Here is a 20,411-nt window from a genome sequence, read left to right on the forward strand (position 1 = left end):
TTAAAACTGGGCTTTGTTTTTTTATAGACCTTATTTTATAAAGTAGGAGTAACTTCTAAATTTTTTAACTATTTTGGGCAGATCTTGTGTATCTAGCGTAATTCTGTAATCCCTTATCTATAGCTAAAACTCAATGAAGACCTAATAAAAAATATCAGAAAATTCCTTTTTGTAATCAAATTATATGAACAGTCGAATAATATAGAAAATCTCTAAAGTAATATAACTTTTATTTTTGTAAGGGCTTACCATAAATAGGAGTTTGTGAAATTACTTTGGCGAGTATACCTCAAAATGTTTGATTTATAGACATAAAAAGAGTATAATAAGTTGTAACCCTTTAAAATATACCTATATATTTTAGGGGGGGCTTTTTATCTAGCCTTCCTAAATATATTAACTGATAGTTATCAGAAAAAAGGAGTAAGGGAATGTTTAAACCCAAAGGGCGACATGTTCGCCAATCGCAAGTGGAGAAATTCACACGTTACAGTATTCGTAAGGTTAGTTTCGGTGCGGCTAGTGTGGCTGTAGCTACTGGATTGTTTTTCCTTGGTGGAGGAAGCGTCCAAGCGGCTGAACCAGTAACTAATTCAGAACCTACAGAAGTTCAAAATCCTCAAAATGTAAATGAGAAGTCCTCGGAACCCTCTAAGGAAGTTGCTGGACAAGGATCTGCTACTGCTAAAGAGCCCGATGGACAAAATAATACTTCTGTAAAAGAGTCTACTACTGACAAACAAGCCAGTGCAGTTGAAACTCCAAATGGAGTGACAGAAAAAGTAGCTATTAATACCGCATCGTTAGAAGATTTAGTTGCTAAAGTTGAAGGTAGATTGAGTCAATTAACTGAAGACAAGAAAACAAAATCAGTCATTGATGATGCTAAAAATTTGGTTAATAAAGCAAAAGATCTTTTAAATGATGACACAAAAACACAGGCAAAAGTTAATGCATTGGCTAAACAACTTTCAAGTAGCCTTTTCATTTTAAACAGTATCAAATCAGAAGCAACAAAAGTAAACAAAAACCAAAATCCTAGAAATGGACAAGCTATCCCAAGCAATGGAGAAAGTGGGTTTAGAACAGTAGATACTACGGTGGATACTACAGCTGCAAATGCTGCATCAGAAGCAGAAAAATATAAAGGTATTCGTGATGCTGCTATTCCAGAGTTGCAAGCAAATATTGATAAAATTCAAGCTCAAATAGCGAAAGAAGAAGCTAAGCCAGCGAATAAAAAAGATCAATTTAAAATTGATGTTTTAAAAGGTATTAAACAAAAAGCAGAAAATGTTATTACAACTGCAAATGCAGCGGATGTAAGTTCAGCTCAAATTATGAGCCAACAAGCAGAAGCGGTAAAATCGGAACGTGATTTATTAGCGTTATACTTAGCAGGTAAAGCAGATTTGGGAGCACCTGTTAGTGAAAACCACGTAGCGTACGGAAATAACCCAACTAATGGTGTCTTTGAGAGTCTGAAAGAAGGTTTTGGGGATAAAGTAACCTTTACGGATGCTGATAAGAAATCTAAGACAATTGTTAAACAACAAGCGGGTCCAGGAGAAATCAATGCTCGTACACCTGGTATCGGTAATGCTACTTACAACTGGCAAGAAAGAACAATTACAAAAGCAGAAGCAGAAGCTGGTTTGTTAAATGGTTGGAAAATTGAAAAAGGTGAGAAAGTAAATGCCGTTAAACCACTTGAAGTAACAGATATTACAGATAAAGATGGGGCACCAAGTACTAGGGTAGTACCTAAATCAAAAATATATACAAACGATGAAGAATTAATACAATATCAAAGAGAGGGTGCTCAATTATCGTATAATGCTGGTAGTGGTATCATTCCAACGATAACTCCTACTATTAACGCAATGAGAACCAATGCTTTTGGTGAAGTGAAAAATCGTGATTATTATCTTGAGTTAGGAAGCAAAGGGACGACAATATCTAAAGAATTTGATGTGAATGGAAATTCTAGACTTAATGTTAATTTGATTCATAGTGGAGCATATGGTCATGCATCAACACCTAGTACGGGTGAAAAAGTTAAACTGAAAATTGTAGATGCGTTTACTGGTGCAGAGATTAAACCAGTAGATGGTAAAAGTGGTCCTCTATCTACGGAACAAGGTCCTGGGGGAGGAAACGGATGGACCTATATGGCTCGTCTATATGATATTCCTGCGACTACTACAAAAATTAAAGTTTTAATTGAAGCGGGAGATCAAGGAACAGGATTGACTACTAATCCTTTCAATAGAAAAGGAGCTGAAATTAAAGATGGATACCTTGTAGGAGGTATCGGTATTGCTACAGCTCCAGCAGCTGAAATTGTAACAGATGTTTCTTCAGGACGAAATAAAAATGAGTATGGCTATACACCAGACACAATTTATGATAAGAATCAAAAAGGTAGTTTTAACTTTACTCTGAAAGATACGGCTGGAATGAATATTGATTACTACGCAGCTTCAAATGTTCAAGTAACGATAAAAGTACCAAAAGGTGTAGTTTTAGAAGATCGTGTAATAAACGCTAATGGAGGTAGTGCATTCCTTGGAGGTGTTTATGCTAATTCCATTAGATGGACCCCAAATGATTCTAATGATAATTCTAAAGGTGGTACATTAACATATAACGTGCCAGCGGATAAACGTATGGCTGCAGCAGAAAAAACTACTCGTTCATCAAGTATTGTATTTACTACTGCGAATAACTTTATTGGACCAGCTGACTTCAAAGTTACAGCAACAAGTGGATTTGGAGATACTGACGCGGAAGGAAATAAATTATATTCATATACAACTAATGGTTTGAAACCAGCCTATGAAAATCAGTTCCATCGAGGAGGATTGGCAAATTCTGATAATCCAGATTTTGAATATGGAAAAGTAATCTATATTAATAGCTTACAAGCAACAGGTGTTGTGACTGTTCCAATTAATACTAACAATGATCAGTTAAAAGAAGTTGCTTATGCAAAAGCACAAGAAGAAGTTAATTCAGCTAATTTCCAACAATTGCTTAGAGATATGAATGCAACGGCTGCAATGGGTCAAATTACGAATGTTACCCTTAATTCTAAAGATAAAGTTGAAATTACAAAAATAGCCGCTGATGGACGTGGTGTTGTAAAAGTTCCTGTTACTTATACTGCTGATGGAAGAACTTATGATACAACAGTAGATATCGAAGTAAATGTTGTAAAATCAACTACAGATAAGTTAGTAGTATTTGAAGGTGATAAGATTACAAATGATCAAGTAAAATCTTCAGTCACTCCTGCTACAATCGATACTAAAGCTGGAGTTGTGAATAATCCTAATGAATCAGATGTTTTTAGTACAACTGGAAAAGCTGGAGAAGCAGGATTAAAAATTCCAACAACGGTTACTCATGATTCAAATGGTACAACTATTAATGAAACAGTAGAAGTACCAGTAACAGTATTACCAAAACCAACTGGTGAAGTTGAAGTACCAAAAGGTGAGAGTGTAGATAAAGTTAAAGAAGTTGCTAAAGCAAAAGCAACGGCATTAGTAGCGGCGACAGATTTCACAGGAAAATTACCAACAGGAGCGACAGTAACAGTTGGGGATATAACAGAAGCCGTAGCAGAAACTCTAACAAATGAAAAAGGTACAAATAAAGGTGTTGTAAATGTTCCAGCAACTTATACAGTAGATGGAAAAACATACGATACGACAATTCCAGTAACGATTAACGTATTAGGTTCAGAACCAAAAACGGTATATACATTAGAAGGAACAAAACCAGATGTTGAGAAAGTTAAGGCTGCCGTAACACCAGGTACTGGAGGTACAGTTAATACTCCGAAAGAAACAGATTTACCTGCTACAACAGTAAAAGCAGGAACACCTGATGTAACCGTACCAACGACAGTAACATATTCAACAGGAGATGAAACAGTAAAAGTACCAGTTGAAGTATTACCAAAAGCAACACCAGAAAAAGTAACGACATTAAAAGATACAACTGGTGAGAACTTAACAACAGCTGTAAAAGAAAAAGCACAAGCTGCACTAGGTAAATTAACGCTACCATCAGGAGTAACAGCAGAATTAGTTCCAAATCAAGATTATACTGTTCCAGCAACAACTTCTAATGGGGATAAGGACGCTGTACCAGTAAAAGTTCAATACAAAGATAGTACAGGTACAGTAGTAGCAGAAGATACAATTAATGTACCAGTAACAGTCGTAAGTTCAACACCAAAATCATTGGTAGTCTTCGAAGGTGATGAAGTAACAGCTGATGCAGCTAAAGGTGCAGTAACACCAGGAACAGATGGAACAAAAGGTGAACCAACAACATTACCAGAAACAGCTGGTAAAGCAGGAGCAACAGATGTTAAAGTAGACGTACCAGTAACATACGACAATGGTAAGTTAACAGAAACAGTCAGTGTTCCAGTAACAGTATTACCAAAACCAGAAGCTGATGAAATTCTAGTTGCTAAAAATAGTGATAAGGATAAAGCTAAAGAAAAAGTCCTTGCTCAAGCGAAAAAAGCAATTGAAGATTCAACATTTACAGGTAAATTACCACAAGGTGCAACCGTTACTGTTGATGAAACAGCTACAGTAACAGTGCCAGACTTAACAGAAGATACTGAAGTAGAGGTAACTGTTAAGTACACAGTTCCTGGACAAGATACACCATTAACTACAACAGTTAAAGTACCAGTAACAGTAGTTGAAGGTGTTCCACAAATCGTACCAGTGGATGAAAGCAACAAACAACCAGATCCAGAAAAGAGCATTGATAAAACAGATTACCCAGATGATGCGACATTTGAGTATAAAGAAGAAGTAGATACATCTACACCAGGGGATAAGAAAGTTACTGTTGTTGTGAAACAAGGGGATAAGGTATTAGTTGAAGTACCATCTACAGTACGTGTAGTAGGTAGCACACCTCAATTTGTAGTTGCAGATCCAGCTAAGAAACAACCAGAAGCGAAAGATAGTGTTACACCAGGAGAATATCCAGACGGTACAACATTTGAATACAAGACACCAGTAGATACAACAACTGCAGGTGAAAAAGATGTGACAGTTGTAGCTAAGCTAAATGGTCAACCAATTGCAGAAGTTCCTGCAAAAGTAGTAGTTGTAGATCCTAAGACACAATACGTAGTAGCAGACCCAAGCAAACCACAACCAGATGCTTCTAAGAGTATTGATCCAGAACAATACCCAGATGGCACAACATTTGAGTACAAGACACCAGTAGACACAACAACACCAGGCGAAAAAGATGTGGTTGTAGTTGCGAAAAATGGAGAAGATAAACTTGTAGAAGTACCAACAAAAGTGAAGGTTGTACAAGGAAATCCACAAATCGTTCCAGTAGATGAAGGTAAGAAACAGCCATCTCCTGAAGATAGTATTGATCCGAATGATTACCCAGATGATGCGACATTTGAGTATAAAGAAGAAGTAGATACATCTACACCAGGTGATAAGAAAGTTACTGTTGTTGTGAAACAAGGGGACAAAGTATTAGTTGAAGTACCATCTACAGTACGTGTAGTGGGTAGCACACCTCAATTTGTAGTTGCAGATCCAGCTAAGAAACAACCAGAGGCAAAAGACAGTGTCACTCCAGGAGAATATCCAGAAGGAACAACATTTGAATACAAGACACCAGTAGATACAACAACTGCAGGTGAAAAAGATGTGACAGTTGTAGCTAAGCTAAATGGTCAACCAATTGCAGAAGTTCCTGCAAAAGTAGTAGTTGTAGATCCTAAGACACAATACGTAGTAGCAGACCCAAGCAAACCACAACCAGATGCTTCTAAGAGTATTGATCCAGAACAATACCCAGATGGCACAACATTTGAGTACAAGACACCAGTAGACACAACAACACCAGGCGAAAAAGATGTGGTTGTAGTTGCGAAAAATGGAGAAGATAAACTTGTAGAAGTACCAACAAAAGTGAAGGTTGTACAAGGAAATCCACAAATCGTTCCAGTAGATGAAGGTAAGAAACAGCCATCTCCTGAAGATAGTATTGATCCGAATGATTACCCAGATGATGCGACATTTGAGTATAAAGAAGAAGTAGATACATCTACACCAGGTGATAAGAAAGTTACTGTTGTTGTGAAACAAGGGGACAAAGTATTAGTTGAAGTACCATCTACAGTACGTGTAGTGGAAAGCTATCCTAAATATGTACCAGTAGATCCAGCTAAGAAACAGCCAGATCCAAAAGAAAACATTAATCCAAATGATTTCCCAACTGGCACAACATTTGAATATAAAGATAACACTCCAGTAGATACAACAACACCAGGTGAGAAACCTGTAACGGTAGTAGCTAAGCTGAATGGACAACCAATTACAGAAATTCCAGCGACAATTGTAGTAGTAGAACCTAAGACACAATATGTGCCTGTAAATGCTGAAAATGATAAGAAACCAAAACCACAAGATAGCATTACACCAGATGATTATCCAGAAGGATCAACATTTGAGTACAAGACTCCAGAAGGAAAAACAGAAGCCTACGATGGTTCAACACCAGGTGATAAAGATGTTACTGTAGTCGTGAAAGATTCAGATGGAGATACACTTGTAGAAGTACCTGCGAAGATTAAAGTCGTTCAAGGTAAAGAACAATTAACTCCAGTAAATGCTGAAGATAAGGATAAACCTAAAGCTGAAGATAGTATCACACCAAGTGACTATCCAGAAGGTTCAACATTCGAATACAAAGTTCCAGAAGGACAAACAACTCCATATGATGGAACAACTCCAGGGGATAAACCAGTTATAGTAGTTGTAAAAGATAAAGATGGAAAAGTGTTAGTTGAAGTTCCAGCGACTATTAAAGTAGTTGAAACAAAACCAACACCGATTGAAACACCAGTAACCACAACACCGTTAACCCCAGAGGATTACACAAAAGGAATTAAGATTCCAGAAGGTGGTAAAGTAACGAATGTTGCAAACATTCCAGACTTAACAACGCCAGGTAAGAAAGATCCAGTTAAAGTAACGATTACATTACCAAACGGTAAATCTTATACAGTAGATGTACCAGTAACTGTAACACCTATTGAAGACATTGTTAAAAAAGAGGGAGATCCAATTACTAATGAGGATGTTGAAAAACACATTCCAAAAGGAGCAAAAGTTATTTCTATTGGAGATAAACCTACAACGGATATTCCAGGAGAAAGGCCAAGTATTCCAGTTGTTATCGAGTTACCAAATGGAATTCGAGTAACTGTAAATGTACCAGTTATCGTAACACCAAAAGTTACGCCTGTGGTAGTTAAAGTTGGAACACCAGTTACGCCAGAAGATGTTAAGAAACATATCGACTTACCAAATGGATGGAAGGTAACAAAAGTAGGAGAAATTCCAACAACAGAAACACCAGGAACAAAACCAGTTGTTTCAGTGGAAATTCAATTACCAGATGGCCGTAAGATTACAGTAGATGTACCGGTAATCGTAACACCAACTGTAAGACAAATTGTAGTGCCACAAGGAACACCAGTTACACCAGATGATGTGAAAGGTCATATCGATTTACCAAAAGAACCAGGGTGGGAAATTGTTGAAGTCGGAGAAATTCCAACAACAGAAACACCAGGAACAAAACCATTTGTTAAGGTAAAAGTCAAATTACCTGACGGTCGTATTATCACAGTGGACGTTCCTGTAACAGTAACACCTAAATCACAAAATGGTGACGGAGCAATTGCTCAAAATGGTGGTTCAACTGTGCAGATTGTAACGGAATATCTAGATGAAAATGGAAACCGTATTACTTCAGATAAAGAAGGAAAACACAATCCAATAGAGTTGGAAGGATATGAGTTTAGTCATTCAACAACGGATGCTAAAGGAAATACACTACATCACTATAAGAAAGTGAAAAAACTAATCAATCAAGAGCAACCAAGCTCTAATGACAAGAAGGAATTACCAAATACTGGTACAGAGGATAAGGCTGGTCTAGCTAGTCTTGGACTTCTTGGAATGTTGGGTGCATTCGGACTTGTAGCTCGTAAGAAAAAAGAAGACTAATACTCTTCGAAAATCTCTTCAAACCACGTCAGCTTCACCTTGCCGTAGATATGTGTAACTGACTTCGTCAGTCTTATCTACAACCTCAAAGCAGTGCTTTGAGCAACCTGAGGCTAGCTTCCTAGTTTGCACTTTGATTTTCATTGAGTATAAGAAAGAAACTTCCTTTCTAAAGTCCGACAGAAAAATAGACTGAGGTGAAAACTTCAGTCTATTTCTTTTGGCCATGAAAAAATCCTCTGGCAAGTACCAGAGGATAAGGGATTATTTCATTGTTGGGAAGAGCAATACGTCACGGATAGTAGTTGTATCAGTGAGGAGCATGCAGAGACGGTCAATACCGATTCCCAAACCACCTGTTGGTGGCATACCATATTCAAGAGCTTCAATGTAGTCGTAGTCGATACCTGTTGCTTCATCGTCACCAAGTTCTTTAGCTTTAGCTTGGGCTTCAAAACGGCTAAGTTGGTCGATTGGGTCGTTGAGCTCAGTAAAGGCATTTCCGTACTCCTTAGTCATGATGAAGAGTTCGAAACGGTCAGTAAAGCGTTCGTCTTCAGGATTCTTCTTAGCAAGTGGTGAGACAGCTACTGGATGTCCATAGACAAAGGTCGGTTGGATCAAAGTTTCTTCAACAAACTCTTCAAAGAAGGCGTTGATAATGTGGCCAACTTCAGTGTAATGTTTCTCAACTGGAACTTTCTTCTCAGCAGCGATAACTTTGGCTTCTTCCAAAGTCATGTCTTGCCAGAAGTCTACACCAGTAATTTCCTTGATAGCATCCACCATGTGAACACGTTTAAATGGTTCATTGATTTTGATTTCAGTACCTTGATAGTTAACTGGGCCATCGCCTTTGACTGATTTAGCAGCGTGTTGGATAATACCTTCAGTCAAGTCCATGATGTCTTGGAAGTCTGCATAAGCTTGGTAAACTTCGATAGAAGTAAACTCAGGGTTATGAGTAGCATCCATTCCTTCGTTACGGAAGATACGGCCAATTTCATAGACACGCTCCATACCACCAACGATAAGGCGTTTCAAGTGAAGCTCAGTCGCGATACGAAGCACCATGTCAATATTTTGGGCATTGTGGTGAGTGATAAATGGACGGGCAGCAGCACCACCTGCTTCGTTGTGAAGAACAGGTGTTTCCACTTCAAGGAAACCTTTTTGGTCAAGGTAACGACGGATTTCAGAGATGATTTTTGAACGAGTGACAAAGCGCTCAAAGCTTTCACGGTTAGAAATCAAGTCAAGGTAACGTTTACGGTAAATGGTTTCAACGTCTGTTAAACCGTGGAATTTCTCTGGTAGAGGACGAAGAGCCTTAGACAAGTGTGTAATGTGGGTTGCCTTGATAGAGAGTTCTCCCATATCCGTACGCATTACTTCACCTTCGACACCAAGGAAGTCACCAAGGTCTGCTTTTTTGAAGATTTCGTAGTTTTCTTCACCGACAGCATCTTTACGAACGTAGATCTGGATTTGACCTTCGCGGTCTTGAAGGTGGGCAAAACCTACTTTACCTTTACCACGTTTGGTTACCAAGCGTCCTGCGATAATAGCTGTTTCGTTTTTATCGTGTAATTGTTCTTTATCGAGGTCAGCATATTTATCTTTTAATTCTTGTGAATTTGCAGTACGTTCAAAGCGTTTTCCGAAAGGATCGATTCCTTGTTCACGGAGCGCAACCATTTTTTCACGGCGAACGATCTGCTGGTCATTTAGTTCTTCCATATGTTCTGTTGACATGGGATCCTCCTAGTTTTACTCAAAATTGAATACGATGAGTCATTTTTTGCGATACTTCCATTTTATCATAAATAAGCAAGAAATTCACGGATAATCTTTAAAAACTAAAAAGAACTTGACGCTAAAATCAAGTTCTGTTATTGATAGGAAGTATCATTCCAAGTATCGAGTGTAAATGTTTCAAAATCATGGGTTTCTAGAATGGTTAGGCTGGCATTTGCTAGACCGCTATCTTTACGAAGAAGAGGTTCTTTATAACCTAGAAGAGTACGAAGACTAGCAGTAAGATTGGCGCCGTGACCGACAATTAGAATACGCTCAGCTGGACTATCTTTTAATGATTTGATAAATTGGATGGTCCGTTGCGTGGTGCTATAGAGGGATTCGGCTCCAAACATTTGAGTGTCAAATTTAGCAAGATTAGATCGGAAAGCTTTGATTTGTTGCGGGTAAATAGCTTCCAAGGTTGCGATTTTCAAACCTTCCAACTTCCCCAACTGCCATTCACGGAGATTAGGAACGCATTCTAAAGGACAGGGCGTCTGGAGTTGACTTTGGATAATCTCAGCAGATCTGACCGCTCGCGGTAAATCACTTGAATAAATTTTCTTAAAAGGAATTTCCTTGAGATACTTGCCAAGTTGTTTTAGGGTGTCAATGGATTCAGGAAGAAGGGGAGAATCTCCACCAGCACCTTGAAAGCGTCCTTCTTGGTTCCAGACCGTACGACCGTGGCGGACAAAGTAGAGTTTCATTACTTGTTGTCCTCCAAAATATCTACAAAGTCAGCTTTTACAAAGTTAGCCAAGTCTTGTGGTGCGACGATAATGCTGTGACCAACTTCGCCTGCAGAGACAATCATTTGATCTAAGTCTAGAGCAATCTTATCGATAAAAATGGGGTAATGGTGTTTCTGACGAATACCGACAGGATTATTGGCTCCGTGAATATAACCAGTTGTTTTCTCAAGGTCCTTTTGTGGAATCATACTCACTTTTTTATTGCCAGAAATTTTGGCTAGTTTCTTTTCAGACAAGTGTTGAGTGATAGGGATAATTCCGATAATCGGTCCTGTCTTGTCTCCCAAAAGAGCCAAGGTTTTGAAAATCTGATTTCGGTCATAACCTTGCAGAAGTTCTCCTTCCAGAGCATTGATTTGAATCCCCTGATGTGGGATACCTGCTTTAGACAGGATTTGTTCCACCAATGTTTTTTTGATTTTAACTTTTTTTGCCATTATTTATACTTATCCTCCAATTGGCTCATCCAAATACCAAGCCAGATTCCCAGCGCAAAGAAGAAGGCGATGATGACATAACCGACAAGTGAAAGGCCTGTGTATTGAATGCTTTCAGAGTTTCCTGCATTTGGAATCAAGATCAAAAGGGTGCTTGATAGAACGATTCCGATGATAAAATGATAGACGCGTGAGTGGTAGTTGTTTAAGGCATAATCCATCAATTTTGAAAAAATGATGAGAGTTGCACCTGCACCAATTCCAATCGGGAAGAAGGTTCCCAAGAGGTCAAAGGTTTTAAAACCAGTCAACATAGGAGCATAGAGTCCCAAAATCAAAAGTAGATTTGATGGACTGAGACCAGGAACCAATACACCAAGAGCCAGTAGTGCACCTGCTAGGACGAAATTAAGAAAGCTTGCACTTAAGGTTCCAACGACGAAATTTAAGGCATAGAGTCCTAATCCAGAAATGATAAAGGTTGTCCAGAACCAAGCTAGATCAATCTTGTCTCTGTCAGATTCTCGAGTCGATTCTTTGAGGAGGCTAGGAACTGTACCAATGATGGCACCCGCAAAGCTCCATAAGACAAAGACCTGATAATTTTCAAGTAGGTATTCAATCGGGTAGGAAAATAAGCCGATTCCCAGAAGCATACCAATGGCAACTGGTATAAAATACAAAACATTTTCTTTAAAATCTTTAAAGGGATGGGCCAGAAAACCAATCATTCGTTCATAAATTCCTAAGATTGCTGCTAGAACCCCTCCAGAAATTCCCGGTAGGATAAATCCAAGAGCAATGACAATCCCTTTAATAATACGTGCTAACCATGAGAGCATATTTTTCCTCCAACTATTTCTATTTCAAAAACTCCTTACTATATTGTATCATAATCAAACACAAAAAGAAAAAGCAAATGGTAAACAAATGCTTTTAAGGTTTTAAGAAGAGTTTTCTAAAGGTTTCTTCTTTGTTTTTTAAGGAAGAGATGACGTTGATATCTAAATCGTGGTCAAAGCCAGCAATTTTTCCTTTAGAAGTGTACTGATGAATGTCGTAATCTAAATCAGTCTTAGGAGTTGCTTCGTAAAATCCTGAGTCAGAACCATAGGAAGGAATCCAAACAGAGGTAAACTTGTCTGTATCAATACTGTGTTCTTCCATGAAGTAGACCCCAACGTAGATTCCGATGTTTTTAGCACCTAACGATTCTAGTTTTGCACGAAAGGCTTCAACACCTTCGTTCATATTGGACATGGTTTTGTCTTCCACGTCTAGCCAATAGTAACTAGGAGTGTATGGTGAAGAGGCATTATAAAATACTTCGGCAGCCTTTTCCATTTCTTGGACACTTTTTCCAGCTACAAAGGCATAGACCCCAACGGGTACATTTCGTTTTTGAAACTCGGTAATATGGGTTTTAAAGGCCTTATCTACCCCATTAACAAAGGAAGCATCGTTCTCTTTGGACGTTTGAGCACCACTATGGACGCGAACAATAGCCCCAGATATGTTTTGGGAGAGTATCGTAGTTAATTTCCTCAGGACGCTGCCAACCAGAGACATCAATTACTGGTTTATCTATATTGTGTAGCGCTTGTGTTTCTACTTGCGCGATATTTGACTTTGTTTTTACAGGATGTTCCTCAAAACGAGGGCGATTCAGGATTAAAATGAAAATCATAATCCCAAAAAAACCAAATAAAATAAGCGGATTAATTTTCTTTCTCATATCTCATAATTTTACCTTAAAAATGGGAAAAAATCAAAAAAAACACTCAAAAATGGGTTAAGAAAGGACTTTAGAGCATTTTTTCATTCAAGGGCGCGTAATGATTTGAAATATGGTATAATAAAAGGGAATTTCTAGAGAAAAGAGAAGATTATGTCAAATTATGCCATTATTTTAGCAGCGGGTAAAGGGACTCGCATGAAATCTGATTTGCCAAAAGTGTTGCACAAGGTTGCGGGTATTTCAATGCTGGAACATGTTTTCCGTAGTGTGGGAGCTATCCAGCCTGAAAAGACAGTAACAGTTGTAGGACACAAGGCGGAATTGGTTGAAGAGGTCTTGGCTGGACAGACAGAATTTGTGACTCAATCTGAACAGTTAGGTACTGGCCATGCAGTTATGATGACAGAGCCAATTTTGGAAGGTTTGTCAGGTCACACCTTGGTCATCGCAGGAGATACTCCTTTAATCACAGGTGAAAGCTTAAAAAACTTGATTGATTTCCACATCAATCATAAAAATGTGGCCACTATCTTGACTGCTGAAACGGATAATCCATTTGGCTATGGACGAATTGTTCGTAATGACAATGCTGAGGTTCTTCGTATTGTTGAGCAAAAGGATGCTACAGATTTTGAAAAACAAATCAAGGAAATCAACACTGGAACATACGTCTTTGACAACGAGCGTTTGTTTGAGGCTTTGAAAAATATCAATACCAACAATGCTCAAGGTGAATACTATATTACAGATGTCATTGGCATTTTCCGTGAAGCTGGTGAAAAAGTTGGTGCTTATACCTTGAAAGATTTTGATGAAAGTCTTGGGGTGAATGATCGTGTGGCACTTGCGACAGCTGAGTCAGTTATGCGTCGTCGTATCAATCATCAACACATGGTCAATGGGGTCAGCTTTGTCAATCCAGAAGCAACTTATATCGATATTGATGTTGAGATTGCTCCTGAAGTTCAAATTGAAGCCAATGTTACCTTGAAAGGGCAAACGAAAATTGGTGCTGAGACTGTTTTGACAAATGGAACGTATGTAGTGGACAGCACTATTGGAGCAGGAGCTGTCATTACCAACTCTATGATTGAGGAAAGCAGTGTTGCAGACGGTGTAACTGTTGGACCATACGCCCACATTCGTCCAGGTTCAAGTCTGGGTGCCCAAGTCCATATTGGTAACTTTGTTGAGGTGAAAGGTTCTTCTATCGGCGAGAATACTAAGGCTGGTCATTTGACTTATATCGGAAACTGTGAAGTGGGTAGCAAGGTTAATTTTGGTGCTGGAACCATTACAGTCAACTATGACGGCAAAAGCAAATACAAGACAGTCATCGGTAACAATGTCTTTGTTGGTTCAAATTCAACCATTATTGCGCCAGTTGAGTTAGGTGACAATTCCCTCGTTGGAGCTGGTTCAACTATTACTAAAGATGTTCCAGCGGATGCCATTGCTATTGGTCGCGGTCGTCAGGTTAATAAAGATGAATATGCAACACATCTTCCTCATCATCCTAAGAATCAGTAGGAGCCTATCATGGAATTTGAAGAAAAAACGCTTAGTCGAAAAGAAATCTATCAAGGACCAATATTTAAACTAGTCCAAGATCAGGTTGAATTACCAGAAGGTAAAGGAACTGCCCAACGAGATTTAATTTTCCACAATGGAGCTGTCTGTGTTTTAGCAGTAACGGATGAACAAAAACTCATCTTGGTCAAGCAGTACCGCAAAGCTATCGAGGCTGTCTCTTACGAAATTCCAGCCGGAAAGTTGGAAGCAGGAGAAAATACAGACCCTGTTGCAGCAGCTCTGCGTGAATTAGAGGAAGAAACAGCCTATACAGGGAAGTTAGAACTCTTGTATGATTTTTATTCAGCTATTGGCTTTTGTAATGAGAAGTTAAAACTATACCTAGCCAGCGATTTGACAAAGGTGGAAAATCCGCGTCCGCAGGATGAAGATGAGACCTTGGAAGTCCTAGAAGTGAGCTTAGAAGAAGCCAAGGAATTGATCCAATCAGGTCATATTTGTGATGCCAAGACAATTATGGCTGTTCAATATTGGGAATTGCACAAAAAATAGAGGAGGTCAGTATGGGTAAACCTTTATTAACGGATGAAATAATCGAAAGAGCTAATAGAGGCGAAGAAATTTCAGGTCCCCCTTTGCTAGATGATGAGGAGACTAAGATTTTACCGACCTCTTCTTCCCGTTTTGGTTATGCCAATCCTAAGGAACATGGCTTTAGTCAGGAAACCTTGAAGATTCAGGTCGAACCGTCTATTCATAAAAGCCGTCGCATTGAAAATACCAAGAGAAATATCTTCAATTCTAAATTGAATAAAATCTTATTCGCAGTCATTTTTCTCTTGATTTTGCTTGTCTTAGCAATGAAACTTTTGTAATGGAAAAGGAATTGAAATGAAAATAGGAATTATTGCGGCTATGCCAGAAGAACTGGCGTATCTGGTCCAGCATTTAGACAATGCCCAGGAGCATGTTGTTTTGGGGAATACCTATCATACAGGAAAACTTGCCTCTCATGAAGTCGTTCTTGTAGAAAGTGGAATTGGTAAGGTCATGTCTGCTATGAGTGTGGCGATTTTAGCTGACCATTTTCAAGTGGATGCTTTAATTAATACGGGATCAGCTGGGGCAGTAGCAGAAGGTATTGCTGTTGGAGATGTTGTGATTGCTGACAAATTAGCTTATCATGATGTGGATGTTACAGCTTTTGGCTATGCTTATGGACAAATGGCGCAACAACCGCTTTATTTCGAATCAGATAAAACCTTTGTTGCCAAAATCCAAGAGAGTTTATCTCAATTGGATCAAAACTGGCATCTTGGTTTGATTGCCACAGGAGATAGTTTTGTTGCAGGAAATGACAAGATAGAAGCGATTAAATCTCATTTCCCAGATGTTTTGGCTGTTGAGATGGAGGGGGCAGCTATTGCTCAGGCAGCACATGCTCTTAATCTTCCAGTCTTAGTCATCCGAGCTATGAGTGATAATGCCAATCATGAAGCAAACATATCTTTTGATGAGTTTATTATCGAAGCTGGACGTCGCTCTGCCCAAGTCTTATTAGCCTTTTTAAAGGCCTTAGATTAAGCGAAAATTTGACAGTTTTTCTAGCTTATGATAAGATTTAAGTAAAGAAAAGCTAGAAAACGTTTCAGAGGATATTATGAGTATTGAAATGACCGTCAGTGAGATTGCAGAGGTCTTAGGATTATCTCGCCAAGCAATCAATAACCGTGTCAAAGAATTACCAGAAGAAGACACAGATAAAAATGACAAAGGGGTAACAGTTGTTACCAGAAGTGGCTTGATTAAGCTAGAAGAAATTTATAAAAAAACGATTTTTGAAGATGAGCCTGTCAGTGAAGATGTCAAGCAACGTGAACTGATGGAGATTCTAGTTGATGAGAAGAATGCAGAAATTCTCCGTCTTTATGAACAATTAAAAGCCAAGGATCGTCAGTTATCAGAAAAAGACGAGCAGATGCGTATCAAAGACCGTCAGATTGCTGAGAAAGACAAACAACTCGATCAGCAGCAACAATTGACTCTTCAAGCCATGAAGGATCAAGAAAATCTTAAGCTAGAGCTGGACCAAGCAAAAGAAGAAGTCCAATCAACTAAGAAAGGCTTTTTTGCTCGTTTATTTGGAGGATAATCAAGGAGCTGTTTAGGTTAAATGCTAACCTGATGGCTTCTTTTGTTTCTAATAGTATAGTTGCTCAAATAGAATAAGAAGAGAGACAGTAGAAGAGAGGTATAGAATGGAACGATTAGAAGATTACATTGCTTTTGACTTAGAATTTAATCAGCATGAAGGACAAACACACCTGATTCAAGTATCGGCTGTGCGTTTTAGAGATGGTCAGGAAATCGACGCCTATGATTCCTATGTTCATACCAGTGTTCCCTTAAAAAGTTTTATCAATGGTTTGACAGGGATTACGGCTGAGACCTTAAAAGATGCTCCTTCAGTGGAGGAAGTTTTAAAAGAATTCCAAGATTTTGTGGGTTCTTTACCCATGGTTGGCTACAATGCTGCTAAAAGTGATTTGCCTATTCTAGCAGAGCATGGTTTAGATTATAGCCAGCAGTATAAGGTGGATTTGTATGATGAAGCTTTTGAACGTCGGAGTTCGGATTTACATGGTATTGCTAATCTCAAGTTGCAAACTGTTGCCTCATTTCTTGGATTTCAAGGTCAGTCTCATAATAGTTTAGAGGATGCTCGGATGACGGCGCGTGTTTACGAATCCTTTCTAGAGTCGGATCAAGCTAGAGAATTGTTAGGGACAGAAAGTAGCCTTTCAAACAATCCTTTTGGAGGCTTGGACTTGTCTCAATTATTTGACTAGGAGTGCCTATGAAACCTGAAAAACCTAAAAATCTAGGTTTTAAGCAGATATACTTTAATCTAGATAAAATTCTCTTTCTCTTTTTCTTGATATTTATGATGATTGAGTTTGTCTGGTTACCGCTTAATTCTTGGATTGCTGGACTGTTACTCCGTCAGACAGGTTATCTCTTTCTTTCCTACAATAATATTTTCGCTATTATAAAGGGTTCTCCCTTTGTTAGTCTCGCTTTATTTGTTCTGGTGATTGTTAATTTACTGGTCGCCTATTACCAGATAGGACTTCTCTTCATCGGAGCTCGACACCTCCTCTATCATGAAAAGAGAACCCTGCTGGAGTATAGTCGTAAGGTCTTTAGTCAGAGTTTCTTGTTTATGAAGCAAGTGACGATTTCCAAGATAACCTTTATCTTCTTTTATGTCATGATGCTCTTTCCATTGATTCGAAAGATTTTAAAGATTTACTACCTAAATAAAATTGTCATTCCAGACTTTATCGTTGATTATGTGGAAGACAAGTATTGGCTTCTAGGTATAGTGGTTACTATTTGGGCTTTACTTCTATTTTACATTTCAGTGCGTTTCATGTTTGCCCTCCCTCAGCTTTTATTTGAGAAGAAAACAGTCAAAGAAGCTGTCAGATACAGTTTAGAGAAGACAAGAAAGCACTCCTGGTTTTATACTTGGAACTTGCTTTGGATTGTCGTCAAAACCTACCTATTTTTCATTCTTTTATTGATTCCAATATTAGCAAGTCAGGCACTGATGGATGGTCTGACTCATAAGGAATCTCTTGTACTGGGAATTATCAACTTTGTTTTAATAAAGAATTTCCACTATATAGTCTTGACTTACTTTCTCATTAAGTTTGTTTCCTTCCTAACAGGAGAAGAACTTGAAATCACACCAAGGCGAAAGAAAGACCACTGGATGAGATGGGGAGTAATGGGCTGTGCAGGTATCTTTTTCGCTCTTGAGGGGTATGTTTATTTAGAAGCTCCAGTCGCCAATAAACCTTTGATTATCTCTCACAGGGGAGTATCTAATAAGAATGGTGTCCAAAATACTGTCCAATCTCTAGAAAGGACAGCCAAACTAAGTCCAGATTTCGTCGAGACAGATGTTCAGGAAACAAAAGATGGCCAGTTTGTCATGATGCATGATGCTAATATCAAGCATCTGACAGGAGTCAATGCCAATCCACAGGATCTAACTTTGAAAGAATTGACCAAACTCGATATTTCAGAAAATGGTTATCATAGTAAGGTGTCTAGTTTTGATGACTATCTCAACAAAGCCAATGAATTGCATCAAAAACTCCTTATTGAGATTAAGACCAGTCGAAAAGATAGTCCAGATATGATGAAACGCTTTATGGAAAAATATGGAACGATTCTTAAGCAGAATGGTCACCAAATGCAATCCTTGGACTACCATGTGATTGATCAGGTGCTAGCCTACGACTCACAAATTCCAGTCTATTTCATCCTACCTTACAATAGTATCTTTCCAAGAACCAAGGCCACAGGTTATACTATGGAGTATTCAACCTTGGATGAAAATTTTGTCAACAAGCTTTGGAATACCGATCAGAAATTGTACGTGTGGACCATCAATAGTTCAGAGTCTTTTGATAAATCTGTTCAGCTAGGAGCAGATGGCATGATAACGGATGACTTGGAAATGATTCAAGACCAAGTTACCATTGCCCAAGAAGACCCAGAGTATACTGAATTGCTTTTCAAACAGGCCATGGAATTCTTTAATTTTTAGTAAGCAAAAAGAGGAACAGTTGTTCCTCCCACGATAGGCAAGTATTCTCTTGAATGCTTGTTTTTCTTATGCTTAGAATGGCAATTTTCCAGCGAAAGCACCTAATTTTTTCTTAGTCGTTTCATCGATTTGTTCAAGAGCAGAGTTGATGGCTTGAACGGTCATATCAGAAAGAGTTTCAAGATCTTCTGGGTCAACGACAGCTGGATTAAAGTCAATGCTGACAACTTTCTTATCGCCAGTTAAGGTCGCTTGGACAAGGTCTTGAGCAGATTTGCCAACAAATTGCATAGCAGCAAGCTCAGCTTGGCTTTGTTCCATTTGTTTTTGAAGTTTTTGTGCTTGGCGCATCATATTTTGCATGTTCATCATGGTGATTTACAGTTTCCTTTTATCTTATTTTCTTTCCTATTTTATCAATTTTAGCGATAAAAGTCCATTATTCTTTAAATTATAAAAATTAATTATAAACATTAAATTTTCTGAAAATTTATTGAAAAATGAGTGAAAATATGCTATAATAAAACGTAAAATTAATTCAGGTTTCCTGAACAAATAGGAGTACACAATGAAAAAACTAGGTTTTGTCCTTTTATCTTCAGCCTTGCTATTGACAGCTTGTGCTAATAACCAATCTAAGCCAAGCAATACAAGTGATTCATCTAAGGTGACAGTCTTGTCTGAAGACAAGCAAAAAATGCTTGAAAAGGCCACTTCTGACTATAAAACTTTTGTGCAAGAGCAAATCGATAAACTGTTGACAGATACAGAAGGCTTTGTCAAACTTTTGAAAGAAGGTAAGTTAGAAGAAGCCAAAAAGGTTTATCCACTGATTCGTATGTCTTATGAGCGTTCAGAACCAATTGCTGAAAGTTTTGGTGAGTCAGATGTCAAGATTGACTTCCGTTTGGCAGACTACATGGATGAAAACAAGACAGAAGAAGGTTGGTCTGGTTTCCACCGTATCGAGCGTATCCTTTGGGAAGACAATACAACTAAAGGAACTGAAAGCTACGGCGATCAGTTGGTAAATGATATCAAGGAATTGAAAGCCAAGATTGCAACTGTTGATGTGGACTACAAGGTTATGTTGACAGGAGCAGTTGACTTGCTTAACGAAGTAGCAACAAGCAAGATTACAGGAGAAGAGGAAATTTATTCTCATACAGACTTATATGACTTCCGTGCTAATATTGAGGGGGCTGAGAAGATTTTCCAACTCTTTAAACCTTTACTTGAAAAATCAGACGCTAATTTAGTGAAAGAATTGGAAACAGACTTCAAGTCTGTCAATAGTTTGTTGGACAAACACATGACCGACAAGGAACACTACAAACTTTATACAGATTTGACAAAAGAAGATACTAAAGAATTGTCGGAAGCTGTGACAAAACTAGGTGAGCCTCTGTCACAAATGGGTAAATTTCTTAGTGGAGAATAAGA

14 protein-coding genes and 1 pseudogene are annotated in these 20,411 nt (G+C 38.4%); 9 read left to right on the forward strand and 6 right to left on the reverse strand.

Annotated elements, in window-relative coordinates; translation table 11 throughout:
• Window positions 1-431: 431 nt before the first annotated feature.
• The gene (locus GEZ84_RS00625) at window positions 432-8,084 is read left to right on the forward strand and encodes a Rib/alpha-like domain-containing protein (RefSeq protein ID WP_153222894.1); all 7,653 of its coding nucleotides are present in this window, start codon (window positions 432-434) and stop codon (window positions 8,082-8,084) included.
• 264 nt (window positions 8,085-8,348) lie between these two features.
• On the opposite strand, the gene lysS is transcribed toward GEZ84_RS00625, so the two are convergent.
• The 5 genes and pseudogenes from lysS to GEZ84_RS00655 all read right to left on the reverse strand — a co-directional run bounded on the left by lysS (window position 8,349) and on the right by GEZ84_RS00655 (window position 12,811).
• Window positions 8,349-9,839 carry a lysine--tRNA ligase gene (gene lysS / locus GEZ84_RS00635; protein WP_153222896.1) on the reverse strand — a complete coding sequence of 497 codons (1,491 nt, stop codon included), beginning with the start codon at window positions 9,837-9,839 and terminating at the stop codon, window positions 8,349-8,351.
• Between the two features lie 137 nt (window positions 9,840-9,976).
• On the reverse strand, window positions 9,977-10,594 hold the full coding sequence (locus GEZ84_RS00640) for a histidine phosphatase family protein (protein WP_153222897.1): 618 nt from the start codon (window positions 10,592-10,594) through the stop codon (window positions 9,977-9,979).
• Window positions 10,594-11,076, reverse strand: coding sequence for an aminoacyl-tRNA deacylase (locus GEZ84_RS00645; protein ID WP_153222898.1), 483 nt, complete (start codon window positions 11,074-11,076; stop codon window positions 10,594-10,596). Before GEZ84_RS00645 ends, GEZ84_RS00640 begins: the two co-directional genes overlap by 1 nt.
• Window positions 11,076-11,918, reverse strand: coding sequence for a DUF368 domain-containing protein (locus tag GEZ84_RS00650; RefSeq protein WP_153222899.1), 843 nt, complete (start codon window positions 11,916-11,918; stop codon window positions 11,076-11,078). The genes GEZ84_RS00645 and GEZ84_RS00650 overlap by 1 nt, the downstream gene beginning before the upstream one ends.
• A gap of 94 nt (window positions 11,919-12,012) precedes the next feature.
• A pseudogene (locus GEZ84_RS00655) lies at window positions 12,013-12,811 on the reverse strand (GH25 family lysozyme).
• Window positions 12,812-12,964: 153 nt separating this feature from the next.
• Between GEZ84_RS00655 and glmU the strand changes: the two are divergent.
• The 7 genes from glmU to GEZ84_RS00690 all read left to right on the forward strand — a co-directional run bounded on the left by glmU (window position 12,965) and on the right by GEZ84_RS00690 (window position 18,968).
• Window positions 12,965-14,344, forward strand: coding sequence for a bifunctional UDP-N-acetylglucosamine diphosphorylase/glucosamine-1-phosphate N-acetyltransferase GlmU (glmU, locus tag GEZ84_RS00660; protein WP_153222900.1), 1,380 nt, complete (start codon window positions 12,965-12,967; stop codon window positions 14,342-14,344).
• Window positions 14,345-14,353: 9 nt separating this feature from the next.
• The gene (locus GEZ84_RS00665; RefSeq protein ID WP_153222901.1) at window positions 14,354-14,899 is read left to right on the forward strand and encodes an NUDIX hydrolase; all 546 of its coding nucleotides are present in this window, start codon (window positions 14,354-14,356) and stop codon (window positions 14,897-14,899) included.
• A gap of 11 nt (window positions 14,900-14,910) precedes the next feature.
• The gene (macP, locus tag GEZ84_RS00670; protein WP_153222902.1) at window positions 14,911-15,222 is read left to right on the forward strand and encodes a cell wall synthase accessory phosphoprotein MacP; all 312 of its coding nucleotides are present in this window, start codon (window positions 14,911-14,913) and stop codon (window positions 15,220-15,222) included.
• A 16-nt stretch (window positions 15,223-15,238) separates the two neighbouring features.
• Window positions 15,239-15,931 carry a 5'-methylthioadenosine/adenosylhomocysteine nucleosidase gene (locus tag GEZ84_RS00675; RefSeq protein ID WP_153222903.1) on the forward strand — a complete coding sequence of 231 codons (693 nt, stop codon included), beginning with the start codon at window positions 15,239-15,241 and terminating at the stop codon, window positions 15,929-15,931.
• A gap of 76 nt (window positions 15,932-16,007) precedes the next feature.
• A complete protein-coding gene (gene rocS, locus GEZ84_RS00680; protein ID WP_000021242.1) occupies window positions 16,008-16,499 on the forward strand; it encodes a chromosome segregation protein RocS in 492 nt (163 codons plus the stop codon).
• Between the two features lie 106 nt (window positions 16,500-16,605).
• Window positions 16,606-17,196, forward strand: coding sequence for a 3'-5' exonuclease (locus GEZ84_RS00685; RefSeq protein WP_153222904.1), 591 nt, complete (start codon window positions 16,606-16,608; stop codon window positions 17,194-17,196).
• Between the two features lie 8 nt (window positions 17,197-17,204).
• On the forward strand, window positions 17,205-18,968 hold the full coding sequence (locus GEZ84_RS00690) for a glycerophosphoryl diester phosphodiesterase membrane domain-containing protein (protein WP_153222905.1): 1,764 nt from the start codon (window positions 17,205-17,207) through the stop codon (window positions 18,966-18,968).
• 72 nt (window positions 18,969-19,040) lie between these two features.
• Here GEZ84_RS00690 and GEZ84_RS00695 read toward each other — a convergent pair whose 3' ends face one another.
• Complete coding sequence (locus GEZ84_RS00695; RefSeq protein WP_000981526.1) at window positions 19,041-19,340, reverse strand: YbaB/EbfC family nucleoid-associated protein; 300 nt, start codon at window positions 19,338-19,340, stop codon at window positions 19,041-19,043.
• A gap of 196 nt (window positions 19,341-19,536) precedes the next feature.
• Here GEZ84_RS00695 and efeO point away from each other — a divergent pair, with 196 nt between their 5' ends.
• The gene (gene efeO / locus GEZ84_RS00700; protein ID WP_153222906.1) at window positions 19,537-20,409 is read left to right on the forward strand and encodes an iron uptake system protein EfeO; all 873 of its coding nucleotides are present in this window, start codon (window positions 19,537-19,539) and stop codon (window positions 20,407-20,409) included.
• Window positions 20,410-20,411: the final 2 nt, after the last annotated feature.

The organism is Streptococcus mitis, from assembly GCF_009496155.1.
In the GTDB taxonomy this organism is placed as follows: domain Bacteria; phylum Bacillota; class Bacilli; order Lactobacillales; family Streptococcaceae; genus Streptococcus; species Streptococcus mitis_BQ.

Bases quoted from the DNA above. Each gene is read 5' to 3' on its own strand.
- GEZ84_RS00675 (WP_153222903.1), top strand. From the start codon at position 15,239: ATGAAAATAGGAATTATTGCGGCTATGCCAGAAGAACTGGCGTATCTG.
- lysS (WP_153222896.1), bottom strand. From the start codon at position 9,839: ATGTCAACAGAACATATGGAAGAACTAAATGACCAGCAGATCGTTCGC.
- GEZ84_RS00645 (WP_153222898.1), bottom strand. From the start codon at position 11,076: ATGGCAAAAAAAGTTAAAATCAAAAAAACATTGGTGGAACAAATCCTG.
- GEZ84_RS00690 (WP_153222905.1), top strand. From the start codon at position 17,205: ATGAAACCTGAAAAACCTAAAAATCTAGGTTTTAAGCAGATATACTTT.
- GEZ84_RS00650 (WP_153222899.1), bottom strand. From the start codon at position 11,918: ATGCTCTCATGGTTAGCACGTATTATTAAAGGGATTGTCATTGCTCTT.
- efeO (WP_153222906.1), top strand. From the start codon at position 19,537: ATGAAAAAACTAGGTTTTGTCCTTTTATCTTCAGCCTTGCTATTGACA.
- GEZ84_RS00695 (WP_000981526.1), bottom strand. From the start codon at position 19,340: ATGATGAACATGCAAAATATGATGCGCCAAGCACAAAAACTTCAAAAA.
- glmU (WP_153222900.1), top strand. From the start codon at position 12,965: ATGTCAAATTATGCCATTATTTTAGCAGCGGGTAAAGGGACTCGCATG.
- GEZ84_RS00640 (WP_153222897.1), bottom strand. From the start codon at position 10,594: ATGAAACTCTACTTTGTCCGCCACGGTCGTACGGTCTGGAACCAAGAA.
- GEZ84_RS00665 (WP_153222901.1), top strand. From the start codon at position 14,354: ATGGAATTTGAAGAAAAAACGCTTAGTCGAAAAGAAATCTATCAAGGA.
- GEZ84_RS00685 (WP_153222904.1), top strand. From the start codon at position 16,606: ATGGAACGATTAGAAGATTACATTGCTTTTGACTTAGAATTTAATCAG.
- GEZ84_RS00625 (WP_153222894.1), top strand. From the start codon at position 432: ATGTTTAAACCCAAAGGGCGACATGTTCGCCAATCGCAAGTGGAGAAA.
- rocS (WP_000021242.1), top strand. From the start codon at position 16,008: ATGAGTATTGAAATGACCGTCAGTGAGATTGCAGAGGTCTTAGGATTA.
- macP (WP_153222902.1), top strand. From the start codon at position 14,911: ATGGGTAAACCTTTATTAACGGATGAAATAATCGAAAGAGCTAATAGA.